The organism is Pyxidicoccus fallax, assembly GCF_012933655.1.
In the GTDB taxonomy this organism is placed as follows: domain Bacteria; phylum Myxococcota; class Myxococcia; order Myxococcales; family Myxococcaceae; genus Myxococcus; species Myxococcus fallax.
In genome coordinates, this window is record NZ_JABBJJ010000381.1 from 1 (window position 1) to 11,356 (window position 11,356).

The window sequence follows — 11,356 nt, forward strand, 5'->3', positions numbered from 1 at the left end:
CCCTTCGTCCCCGCCCTGGAGAAGGACGGAGAGCTCGTCCTCTACGAGGACTGGCACACCCACTTCATGCAGACACGCGAGCGCGCCTCGTACTTCGTGGCCTGGCTGCTGAAGCTGGCCCACCAGGGCGTCACGCTCGTGAACGGGCCGCACGCCGCCAGCGTCATGCAATACAAGCCCTTCCAGCTCCACGCGCTGCGAAGCCTCGGCGCCCGCGTGCCGCGCACGCTCATCTCCAATGACCCCGACGCCATCCGCGCCTTCCACGCCGAGGTGAAGGACGTCATCTTCAAGCCCATCATGGGCGGCGCCGTCACCCGCGTCCTCGACGCCGAGGCCCTGGAGCACCTGGACGCGGTCACCACCTCCCCCGTCATCTTCCAGGAGCGCGTCCGCGGAGACGACCTGCGCGTCATGCTCGTGGGCGACGAAGTCGTCTCCTGCGTGGCCATCGAGACGCCCGAGCAGCACCTCGACTTCCGTGCCGACCCCGTCTACAGCGGAGGCAACGCGGCCTACCGCGAGGTGCCGCTCCCCGAACCCGTGAAGCAGTTCTGCCGCAAGGCCGCGCGCGCCTGCGGCCTCACCTTCGCGGGCATCGACATCAAGCACCACGGCGACGACTACGTCTTCCTGGAGCTCAACAGCTCGCCCATCTACCTCGACGTGGAGATGAAGCTCGGTCACCCCATCAGCCGCGCCATCGCCAGGGCCGTGGTGGAGGGCATGCGCACCGCGCCGTAGCCGGGGGCCTCCCTGGCGGCCCGTCCATGAGCCGACCCTGCTGGAGCGATTGCACGTCCAACGTCGCCGGGCTGAAATTGCACGTGAAGGCAGGCAGGTGCTTCGACCCGGGGAGAGACCCTGCGCCCGGCCGTCTTCCGGGATGTCGATGGTACCTGACGGAGCGCGGGGCCGGTGTCCTCGCGAAGGAGCGCGGCGATGGGCCGGTGTCAGGCATGAGCACGGACGCCACGCCCGGGAACGAGACGCACGGGCCACCGGCCGCCTGGGGCCGCGCGCTCGTGCTGGCCGCGCTGCTCGTGGGGCTCGCCCTCCTCGCCTCATCGGAGTCCTTCCAGTCCGGCCTCCGGCGCGTCCTCGAGGCCGCCGCGCCCATCATCTCCGAGCACCCCTTCTGGGGCGCGCTCCTCTTCATCCTCCTGTCCGCGCTGTCGGCGATGCTGGCCTTCTTCTCCAGCGCCCTGCTGCTGCCGGTGGCGCTGCACGCCTGGGGGAAGACGGTCTGCGCGCTGTTGCTCTGGGTGGGGTGGATGCTCGGGGGGGCCACCGCGTATGGCATCGCGCGCGCCTGGGGCCGCCCCGTCATCCGCCGGCTGACGTCCGCGCGCGGGCTCGCTCGCTACGAGGAGCGCATCTCCCGCCGCACGCCGCTGGGCCTGGTGTTCCTCTTCCAGCTCGCGGTGCCCTCGGAGATTCCCGGCTACGTGCTCGGCCTGGCGCGCTACGGGCTGCGGCGCTACCTGCTCGTCCTCGCGCTGGCGGAGCTGCCGTATGCCGTGGCGACCGTCTACCTGGGCGCCAGCTTCCTGGAGCAGCGCACCGTGATGCTGGTGGGCCTTGGGCTCGCGGGCATCCTGTTCGGTGTCTGGGCCTTCCACGTCCTGCGCCAGCGGCTCGGGACGTAGCCGCGGTGGGTGATATCCCGCCTGCAATCAATTGCATCTGTATCAATGCATGCAATAACTCACGCCCAGGCCAATCCGAAACATCCGCCGGCAGCGAAATTCGTATCAATTCCTCGCTTCGCCCGTCTAGTTTCCCGCCCACTCGCGGTTCGAGACATGGAGGGGGCCTCGGCCTGGATGGATATGCGACTGGAATTCTCCACGGATGGTGTCTCCGAAGAGAATCGTTTCGAGCAATGGAGTGAAATCACTCGCGAGCACTTCGCGGGGCTGACATCGGAGCGGACCACGGAGAAGCCCTTCTTCGGCCGGCTCCGCGCCCACACCGTTGGGCGGCTGCCCGTCATGGATTTCCATGCCGCGGCGCATCGCGTCTGCTTGAACGCCCGGGACATCGCGCGCGGCTCACGGGAGGCCTATCTCATCAACCTCCAGGTATCTGGGACGAGCACGATGCGGCAGGGCGGGACGGAGCACCGGCTGGCCCCTGGTGACTTCGGCATCATCGACCTGACGCGGCCCGGCGAGGTCCACTTCGAGCAGGAGTGGCAGGGCGTCACCCTGGCCCTGCCCCATCATGTCCTCCAGCCCCGGCTCAGGGACCGGGACATGGCCGCGGGGCTCGTCGTGCGCGGCGCCGAGGGCGCGGGTGCGCTGGCCTCGGCATACCTGGGCACCTTCGCGCGGATGCCTCCACCCACGGGGAGCACCGCCGAAGCCGTCGGCAACATCCTCGTGGACCTGCTTGCCGTCGCCGTGGGCGCCACGGCCGAGGCGCGGGAGGCCGCGGCGCCGGGAGTCCTCGCCGCGAGGCGGCAGGCCGTCTGCGACTACCTCGAGCGCCACCTCGGCGACCCCGACCTGGACCCCGCCAGCGTGGCCAGCGCGTTTCGCATGTCCACCCGCTACCTGCACGAACTCTTCGAGCCGACGGGCGAGACCCTCATGCGCCGGGTGCTCTCACACCGCCTGGAGCGCTGCCGCCAGGACCTCGCCGCCCCCGCCATGCGCTCGCGGACCATCGCCGACATCGCCTTCGGCTGGGGCTTCAGGGACCTGTCGCACTTTGGCCGCGTCTTCAAGGCCGCCCACGGCATGACGCCCCGTGAATGGCGCAAGCAGGCCCTGGCCTCCGGTGCGCTCCCAGTCGAATCGCCGTGCGCTCGCGTCCGAGAGTCCTGACCGGGTAGCCCGGTACATCAGGCTTCACGGGCTTTGGCGGGAGGGATTCCTGTCGGCCCGTCCCCCGCCCCGGACGACGTCTGGCCGCCGGGTCGGAGTTTCCGCCTGAAAGGACCGCAACATGTATCGCAACAAGGCAGCTGTGAGCACCCCGTGGCTGAGCGCGTGCATCGCCTTCTCCCTGGCCTCCCTCGTGGGCTGTGGTGGCGGTGAAGGGACGGCTCCGGTGGACGCCGAGGGGAACCCCACGGCGACCGCGCGGAGCGCGAAGGAGGAAGCCGCGCTCGCCAGGCTGTTCCCCGGCTGGGGCGACCTCGGCCGCTATGCCAATGACCCCCAGTTCCAGCACGCGACGCCCAAGGTCCCCATCGTCGTCGACGGCGTGCGGCTCCCGCCCGAGGCCATCCAGCGCTTCAACGGCCAGCCGGTCATCTACCTGATGAACGAGGAGTCGCAGGAGGGGGGCTTCGTCTACGTCTTCTCGACGCACCAGAAGCTGCGCGCCCACCTGGAGGCGCGCGGGAAGATGCCGCGCCTGGACGGCGGCGACGTCTCCGCCATGGATGAGACGCCCGCCATCTTCTATGCGGACCCGGGCCTGACGGGCTGGGAGATCCGCTTCAGCCGGGGGACCGAAGTCCCCAACCTGACGTCCCACTCGGTGAACTGGTTCTGGAACTGGAACGACCAGATCTCCTCGCTCGCCGCGGCGAACGTCGGCACGTACACGGTCCTCTACCAGAACAGCAACTACTGGGGGACCGAGGTCTGGACCGCCGCCGGCACGAGCCGGTACGACCTGGGTTGGATCAACTACGACAACCAGGCCAGCTCCATCCGGGTCCTGCCGTAGTCGTCGCGCGCGCCGTGCGCGGCCCCACGGCGCGCGACGGGCGGCCGGGGACAGGTGCCCCGGCCGTCCGGCCGTCCCGCCTTCCCCTCACCCCTTGAGCACCGCCAGCGGCACCAGCCGCGCCACCTTCCGGGCGATGCCCGCGGTCTCCACCGCGTCCACCACGCGGTCCACGTCCTTGTAGGCCTCGGGGGCCTCCTCGGCGAGCTCCGCGTTGGACGGGCACTCCACGATGATGCCGCGCGCGTTGAGCGCCTTGCGCAGCTCCGCGCCCACCACCTGCCGCTTCGCGGCGGCCCGGCTGAGCTGCCGACCGGCGCCATGGCATGCGCTGGCGAACGAAATGTCGCGCGAGCCCCCCTGCCCCGTGAGCACGAAGGACGCCGTGCCCATGCTGCCGGGGATGAACACCGGCTGCCCCACCCGCGCGTACGCCGTGGGCAGCTCCGGCTCGCCCGGGCCGAACGCGCGCGTGGCGCCCTTGCGGTGCACGCACAGCTTCTGGCCGCCGTACGTCTCCACCTTCGCGATGTTGTGGGCCACGTCGTAGACGACGCGGGCCCACGTCTCGGTGCGCTCGCCGAGCCGCCGGCCGAACACCTCGCGCACGCGGTGGGTGAGCACCTGCCGGTTGGACCACGCGAAGTTGGCCGCGGCGCACATGGCCGCGTAGTAGTCCTGCCCCTCGGGCGAGGAGAACGGCGCGCAGGCGAGCTGCCGGTCCACCAGCCGGATTCCCTCTCGCGCCAGGGCCTGGTCCATCTTCCGCACGGCGTCCGTGCACACCTGGTGCCCCAGCCCGCGCGAGCCCGTGTGGATGAGCACGGTGAGCTGCCCCTCGAACAGTCCGAAGGCCGCGGCGGCCTCCGCGTCGTGGATGTGCTCCACGCGCTGAATCTCGATGAAGTGGTTGCCGCCACCCAGGGTGCCGAGCTGGTCATGCCCCCGCTCCCGGGCGCGCGTGGAGACCCGCGCCGCGTCGGCCGCCGGCAGGTGTCCGCCCGCCTCGATGTGCGCGAGGTCCTCCCGGGTGCCCAGGCCCAGCACGCCCATGACGTAGGGGACGCCGTCGGCGAGGACGTGGTCCAGCTCGGCCGGCTTCAGGGCCAGCCGGCCGTGGCGGCCGAAGCCGGTGGGAATGCTCCGGGCCAGGTCGTGGGCCAGGGCCGGCAGGTCCCCGCTCACCTCCAGATGGCGCAGCCCGGTGGCGAGCAGCCGCACGCCGCAGTTGATGTCGAACCCGATGCCTCCGGGAGAGATGACGCCGTCGGGCAGCAGCGTGCCCGCCACGCCGCCCACGGGGAAGCCGTAGCCCTCGTGCATGTCCGGCATGCCGATGGCGAAGCCCTGGATGCCCGGCAGCGTTGTCACGTTGACGAGCTGGAGGATGCTGCGGTCCTCGGCCATGCGCCGCAGCAGCTCGTCGTCGGCGACGATGCGGGCCGGCACGCGCATGTCCGCGCGGAAGCCCTTGTCCAACTCGTGGAGCGCCGGGCCGAGCTGGCGCAGGAGCGGTGTGGACGGACGGGAGACCTCGATGATGGGTTCCATGCTCGCCTCCACGCGGCGGAAAGCCGCGGCGGGTTCAGACGTCGAGCACGACGGTGGCGTCGAAGCCGTCCTCGTGCTCACGAATCTCCAGCCCATGGAAGGTGGCGGCCTTCACGGCCGTCTTCAGCACCTCGGGGGTGAAGCCTCGGATGCGGGCCCGCAGCCCGCGCCCGGAGACCTCGTCCACCACGATGTGCGTGTACACGCGCTTGTGCGTGTCCGCGCGGGAGATGAGCTCGTTCAGCCAGTCGACGAGCAGCGCCTCCGTGTCCGCCGCCTCCAGCGTGACGGGCTCCTCCTCCGTGCCGCGCGGTGGCTCCGGTGGCGCCTCGCCGAGCATGAGCTCGGCCAGCGCATACCCCGCCTCCTCGAACAGCTCCGACAGGTCGACGCCCTCGACGCGGAACTGGACCTCGGCGGTGTGCGACTCGAACGCGTAGGACCCCGGCCCTCCAGGCTCCACGACGGCCTCCCGTGCAATGGGCTCACCCCTGAAGGTGGGAGTCGCCCCGAGCCGCTTCAGTACGGCGGCGAGGAAGCCGAAGCCCACCACCGAGGAGGACGGACGGGCAGCCGGGCCCGTGCCGCCGCGTCATGGGTCAGCCCTCGCCGCCGCCGTGCGCGTACAGGCCCTCGATGACGTCGGCGTAGTGCTTGCTGACGACGTGGCGTCGAATCTTCAGCGAGGGCGTTATCTCGTCCCGTTCGATGGTGAAGTCCTGGGGGAGGATGGCGAACTTCCGGATGGACTCCGCGCGCGACACGGTGCGGTTGGCCGCCTCGATGGCGTGCCCCACCTCGGCGCGCAACGCGGAGTCGTTCACCAGGGACTCCAGCGGCTGTCCGTCCCGCCCGTTCTTCTTCGCCCACTGGGAGAAGCCCTGGGCGTCGAGCGTGACGAGCGCCCCCACGAAGGGCCTGCCCTCGCCCACCACCATCGCCTGGCTGACGAGCGGGTGCTCCCGGATGTGGTCCTCCAGGGGCCCTGGCGCCACGTTCTTCCCGGCGGCGGTGACGAGAATCTCCTTCTTGCGTCCGGTGATGCGCAGGAAGCCCGCGTCGTCCAGGCCGCCGAGGTCTCCCGTCAGCAGCCACCCATCCGGGGTGAAGGCGCGCCGGGTGGCCTCCTCGTTGTGCCAGTAGCCGCGGAAGACCTGCGGGCCCTTCACGAGGATTTCCCCATCGTCCGCGATGCGCACGGTGGTACCCGGCAGCGGCCGGCCCACGGTGCCGATGCTCTGGGCCCGGTCGATGTTGAGCGTCTGCACCGGGCTCGTCTCCGTCATCCCGTAGCCCTCGATGACCCTCACGCCGATGCCGTTGTAGAAGTGGTTCAGCCGCTCCGGCAGCGGCCCGCCGCCCGACACCACGAAGCGCAGTCGCCCACCGAAGACCTGGCGGAGCTGGCGGTACACGAGCCGGTCGAACACCGCGCGCTTCAGCCCCGTGACGAGGCTCCGGCGGCCGGCGGCGCTGTCCCGCGAGGTCTGGATGGCCGTGTCCACGGCGAGGTCGAACACCCGCTCGCGGCCCGCGTTCTCCGCCTTCTGCTGCGCCGCCTGGAACACCTTCTCCAGGATGCGCGGCACGGTGCCGAACCACGCGGGCCGCACCAGGGAGAGCTCCTCCACCACCTTGCCCGCGCTGCTGGCGAAGGCCACGGTGAGGCCCATCTCCATGGCCGCGAGGAAGAGAATCTTCGCCAGCGCATGGGCCAGCGGCAGGAAGAGGAACGTCGTGTCCCCTCCGGTGACCATGCCGCCCGCGTAGACGCGCACCTGCAGGGCGTTCGAGCGGATGTTGCCGTGCGTCAGCTCGCAGCCCCGGGGCCGGCCCGTGGTGCCCGACGTGTAGATGAGCGTGGCCAGGGCGTCGGTGCGCAGTGCCGCCAGCCGTTCATCCAGCCGGGCCTCGTCCACCTCATCGCCGCGCTGCTGGAGGTGCTCGAGCGCCGCCTGGTCGATGACGAACGTGTGCCGGCAGGCCGGAAGCCGCTCCGCGGACTGGCGGTAGAGGCCGTGCAGGGCGTCCGTCTCGAAGAAGGCCATCACCGCCTCGCTGTCGTGGAGGATCCACTCCACCTGGGAGGCGGACGAGGTCTCGTACATCGGCACCGTGGTGGCTCCGGCGGCGAGGATGGCGTAGTCGAGCAGCGCCCACTCGACGCGCGTCCGGGACATCAGCGCCACGCGCTGGCCCGGCTCGACGCCCAGGGCCATCAACCCGCGGGCGAGCCGGCGGACGGTCCGGACGATGTCCCCCGCGGTGAGGGCCTCGAACCGGTCCCCGACGCGGCGGGAGAACAGGGGCTTGTCCGGACTCCTGCGTGCGAGCTCCAGCAGGGGCTGGAGCAGGTGGGCCTCCGGGGCGAGCGGAACCTGTCCCTCGCCCGACGACTCCTTCTGGGGTGCGTTGCCACTCATGCGCTGATTGTGGGGACCTTCTCGCGCCGCGACAGGGTGACGATTGCCATGCGTCAGCCAGTGGGCAGCGCCCCGGGACGGAATGGCGCGCTTGCGACGGCGGCAGGGCGTGGTTACAAGGGGGCTCGCTTCAGCCACCCGACGCTTCGATGGCGGCCCGTGCCCGGGCCGTAGGGCGTTCGGTGTGGTGCGCCCTGGCGACAGCCCCATGCCGACCCCTCGTCGCCGGGAGCTGACCTCTTGAACATCAGGGACTTCTGCCGGACGCACTTCAAGCACTTCAACGCGGCGGCGCTCGTGGACGCGGCCGAGGGCTACGTGCGGCACGTGGACGCGGGCGGGAAGATGCTCGTCACGCTCGCGGGCGCGATGAGCACCGCGGAGCTGGGCATCTCGCTGGCGGAGCTCATCCGCCGCGACAAGGTCCACGCCATCTGCTGCACGGGGGCCAATCTGGAGGAGGACATCTTCAACCTCGTGGCCCACCAGTTCTACGAGCGGGTGCCGCACTACCGAGACCTGACGCCGAAGGACGAGCAGGCGCTGCTGGAGCGGCACATGAACCGGGTGACGGACACCTGCATCCCGGAGATGGAGGCCATGCGCCGCATCGAGTCCGCCATCCTGGAGGAGTGGACCGCGGCGGACCGCGAGGGGCGGCGGCACTTCCCACACGAGTTCCTCTACCGCGTGCTGCGCGGAGGGAAGCTGGCCGGCAGCTACCAGATTGACCCGCGCAACAGCTGGCTGCTCGCGGCCTGCGAGAAGAACCTGCCCCTGTGGGTGCCGGGCTGGGAGGACTCCACGCTGGGCAACATGTACGCGGGGCACTGCATCTCCGGCGACGTGAAGAACGTCCACACCGTGCGCACCGGCATCGAGTACATGATGACGCTCGCGGCCTGGTACACGGAGACCGCGCCGCGCTCGCCCATCGGCTTCTTCCAGATTGGCGGCGGCATCGCCGGGGACTTCCCCATCTGCGTGGTGCCCATGCTGCACCAGGACCTGCGCCGCGAGGGCGTGCCGCTCTGGGCGTACTTCTGCCAGATCAGCGACTCGACGACGAGCTACGGCTCGTACTCCGGCGCCGTGCCCAACGAGAAGATCACGTGGGGCAAGCTGGGCATCGACACGCCGAAGTACGTGGTGGAGAGCGATGCGTCCATCGTCGCACCGCTCATCTTCGGCTACGTGCTCGGCGCGTGAGGTCCGTGGCGCGGTGAGCGTGGGGAGCGCCTCAGGTCCCGGACCTGGGGCGCTTCCCCTGGCTCTGCCGCTCCCACTCCTTCTGCTTCTCGGTGAGGCTGAGCCGCGAGCTCCACAGCGCGGGCGTGAGCACCACGATGAGAATCGTCATCAGGATGACGCCAATGAGCATTTCCATGAACATGAGCAACGACCTTTCTGAAGGGTGAACGAAGGAAGAAGACGACGGCGCGCCGCCGCTACGGGGCGCGGACCGCGATGAGGGTCATCATCCCGGCCTCGGCGTGCTCCAGGATGTGGCAGTGCAGCATCCAGGAGCCCGCGTCGGTGGGAACGAGGGCGATGTCCACGGACTCGTTCCCGTGGACGAGGACGGTGTCGCGGAAGAACGGTTCCTCCACCGGCGTGCCGTCCCGAGCGAGCAGCCGGAAGAACATCCCGTGCAGGTGGAGGGGGTGCAGGCGCGCGGACTCGTTCACGAAGCGCAGCCGGTAGAACCGGCCGCTCGTCAGGGTGAGCGCCGGCTCATGGTGGGCCGAGTGCCCCGCGAAGGCCTTGTCATCGAGCGTCCACTCGATGCCGAAGGGCCCACCCCGCCGGGCATTGAGCCGGAAGGCATGGTGCTCGGGGACGTGGAGGCCCTCGCTCCAGGCGGGCACGTGGGCTCGCGCGGGGGAGGCGAAGGCAGGCGGGGTGACGGGCTCGCCCTCGGTGGTGATGTGCGCCAGGACATTCGGCCGGCGCGCGGAGAAGCGGTCGACGATGGGCAGCGGCGCGGCCAGGTTCTGGTTGAAGGTGATGTCCAGGTCGATGCGGTTGCCCGGCGCGAGCTCGAAGCCCGCGGGGTCGATGGGCTCGCGCAGGTACAAGCCATCCACCGCGATGAGCTTCGCGTCCAGGCCGGAGAAGTCCGGCATCACCACGCGCCCGTTGGCGGAGTTGAGCAGGCGCAGCCGGATGCGCTCTCCCGGGCGCACGCGCAGCACCGTGTCGGTGCGCCCGTTCACCGTAAGGACGTTGCCCCACCGCCCGTCGTGCGCCAGGTCATGCCGGGTGTTGAAGCGGGGAAACACCTGCCCCGTCTCGTCGAGCAGCCAATCATCGACGACCCAGACCACGTCGCGGCTGTACGGCGGCGGCGCGGTGTCCTCGACGATGAGCAGGCCATACAGGCCGCGCTCCACCTGCTCGCTGCTGCGCACGTGGGGATGGAACCAGAAGGTGCCGGCGTCCTTGGGGGTGAACTCGTAGACGAAGGTCTCCCCCGGCTGCACCGGCCGCTGGGTGGTATGCGGCACCCCATCCATGGCGTTGGGCAACCGCACACCGTGCCAGTGGATGGTGGTCTCCTGGGGAAGCCGGTTGGTGAAGCGGACCCGCAGCGTCTCGCCCAGGCGGATGCGCAGCTGGGGACCGGGCACCTGACCGTTGTAGGCCCAGACGCGCAGCTTCTGGCCGTCGACGAGCTCCACCTCGGTGGGCTCGGCCACGATGTCGAAGGAGCGCACCGTGCCGTTGGGACGGGCCTCCAGGGGGTAGGCCCCGGTGAACTCGCGGAGCGCCCGCGCGGCCTGGGGCGGCTCCTTGTCGCGAGGCCTGCAAGCACCCGCGGCGAGAGCCACCGCGAGCAGCGCCGGGGCCAGGAGGTGAAGGTTGAACGAAAGCGGGCTCGCGCCGGCCGAAGCGGCCCGCGAGGCGTGGAAGGGGTTCGACACGGAATCGTGCTCCAGGCGGAAGGAAGACGGCTGGCCGGAGCAGCGATGCGCGCGCCCGGCTCCTCATGGCCTCCAGGAGGTCGAAGCGCCGTGGCGGTGATGCGTCGCCACGTGCCTCTTCCCCACGGCGCGGCGGCCAGTCCCTCGGGCGCCCCCATGAAGGTTCAGGGGGGAAGCCAGCGGACCGGCGCGCGCCGGGAGCACTCAGATGAGGAGCGTGCGGATGCGAAGGAAGACAGGTGGCCCCTGTGAGGGAGGCCTTTCCCAGCGCGCGAGGGCCGGGTGGCCACCTTCAACCGGGGGTGGGACGCTCAGCCATGCGGGGGCGAGGGCTGGCGGAGCGGCGAACAGGACGGAGTGGCTGCAGACATCCGCGAACGTCGGCGGAGGCATCTCCCAGCCCGGCTCGTCACAGCAGTCGGCCCGGAGCGTCGGCTGGCCGTGAGGCGCGTGCTCCGCCTTCATCTCGCCGTGGGGACAGCGGCATTCGTCGGAGCGTGTCTCGACCTGCTTCCGGCAGTAGTGCGCGGGCCCGCCCGCTCCAACGGCAACGGCCTGCCAGCCGAGCAGTAGAGCGAGTGTGAAGATGCGCAGGACCAGGGACACGATGCCTCCGCATATACGCGGGCACGGATGCCGCCGCAACCTCACCTTGCCCGGGGCAGGGGCCTGCCTGCCCCTGGTGAGACCCCGGCCCCAAGCGCATACACTCGGCACCCATGTCCGAGGCCGTCGAACCGCTCTCCTCCCCTGCCCCCACCGAGCCCTCCGCGC

The 11,356-nt window shown here is 70.5% G+C and carries 10 protein-coding genes; 5 read left to right on the forward strand and 5 right to left on the reverse strand.

Annotation, left to right across the window (positions count from 1 at the left end; genetic code table 11):
• From HG543_RS45515 to HG543_RS45530, 4 genes are all read left to right on the forward strand, one after another.
• Positions 1-744, forward strand: a 744-nt coding sequence (locus HG543_RS45515) for an ATP-grasp domain-containing protein (protein ID WP_169351229.1), incomplete at its 5' end; no start/stop codon positions are given.
• A 215-nt stretch (positions 745-959) separates the two neighbouring features.
• Positions 960-1,649, forward strand: coding sequence for a TVP38/TMEM64 family protein (locus tag HG543_RS45520; protein ID WP_169351230.1), 690 nt, complete (start codon positions 960-962; stop codon positions 1,647-1,649).
• Between the two features lie 177 nt (positions 1,650-1,826).
• Positions 1,827-2,831 (forward strand): helix-turn-helix domain-containing protein, encoded by a 1,005-nt coding sequence (locus tag HG543_RS45525; protein WP_169351231.1) that lies wholly within the window; start codon positions 1,827-1,829, stop codon positions 2,829-2,831.
• A 121-nt stretch (positions 2,832-2,952) separates the two neighbouring features.
• A complete protein-coding gene (locus HG543_RS45530; RefSeq protein WP_169351232.1) occupies positions 2,953-3,684 on the forward strand; it encodes a hypothetical protein in 732 nt (243 codons plus the stop codon).
• An 87-nt stretch (positions 3,685-3,771) separates the two neighbouring features.
• Here HG543_RS45530 and HG543_RS45535 read toward each other — a convergent pair whose 3' ends face one another.
• The 3 genes from HG543_RS45535 to HG543_RS45545 all read right to left on the reverse strand — a co-directional run bounded on the left by HG543_RS45535 (position 3,772) and on the right by HG543_RS45545 (position 7,658).
• Positions 3,772-5,235: an RtcB family protein gene (locus HG543_RS45535; protein ID WP_171818381.1), complete on the reverse strand. Its 1,464-nt coding sequence runs from the start codon at positions 5,233-5,235 to the stop codon at positions 3,772-3,774.
• Between the two features lie 34 nt (positions 5,236-5,269).
• Positions 5,270-5,698, reverse strand: coding sequence for an archease (locus tag HG543_RS45540; protein ID WP_169351234.1), 429 nt, complete (start codon positions 5,696-5,698; stop codon positions 5,270-5,272).
• A 136-nt stretch (positions 5,699-5,834) separates the two neighbouring features.
• Positions 5,835-7,658 carry an AMP-dependent synthetase/ligase gene (locus tag HG543_RS45545; protein WP_169351235.1) on the reverse strand — a complete coding sequence of 608 codons (1,824 nt, stop codon included), beginning with the start codon at positions 7,656-7,658 and terminating at the stop codon, positions 5,835-5,837.
• A gap of 240 nt (positions 7,659-7,898) precedes the next feature.
• Between HG543_RS45545 and HG543_RS45550 the strand changes: the two genes are divergently transcribed.
• Positions 7,899-8,867 carry a deoxyhypusine synthase family protein gene (locus HG543_RS45550; protein WP_169351236.1) on the forward strand — a complete coding sequence of 323 codons (969 nt, stop codon included), beginning with the start codon at positions 7,899-7,901 and terminating at the stop codon, positions 8,865-8,867.
• A 31-nt stretch (positions 8,868-8,898) separates the two neighbouring features.
• Here HG543_RS45550 and HG543_RS45555 read toward each other — a convergent pair whose 3' ends face one another.
• Both HG543_RS45555 and HG543_RS45560 read right to left on the reverse strand, forming a co-directional pair.
• Positions 8,899-9,051: a hypothetical protein gene (locus HG543_RS45555; protein ID WP_169351237.1), complete on the reverse strand. Its 153-nt coding sequence runs from the start codon at positions 9,049-9,051 to the stop codon at positions 8,899-8,901.
• Between the two features lie 55 nt (positions 9,052-9,106).
• Complete coding sequence (locus tag HG543_RS45560) at positions 9,107-10,582, reverse strand: multicopper oxidase family protein (RefSeq protein ID WP_343073598.1); 1,476 nt, start codon at positions 10,580-10,582, stop codon at positions 9,107-9,109.
• Between the last annotated feature and the right edge of the window lie 774 nt (positions 10,583-11,356).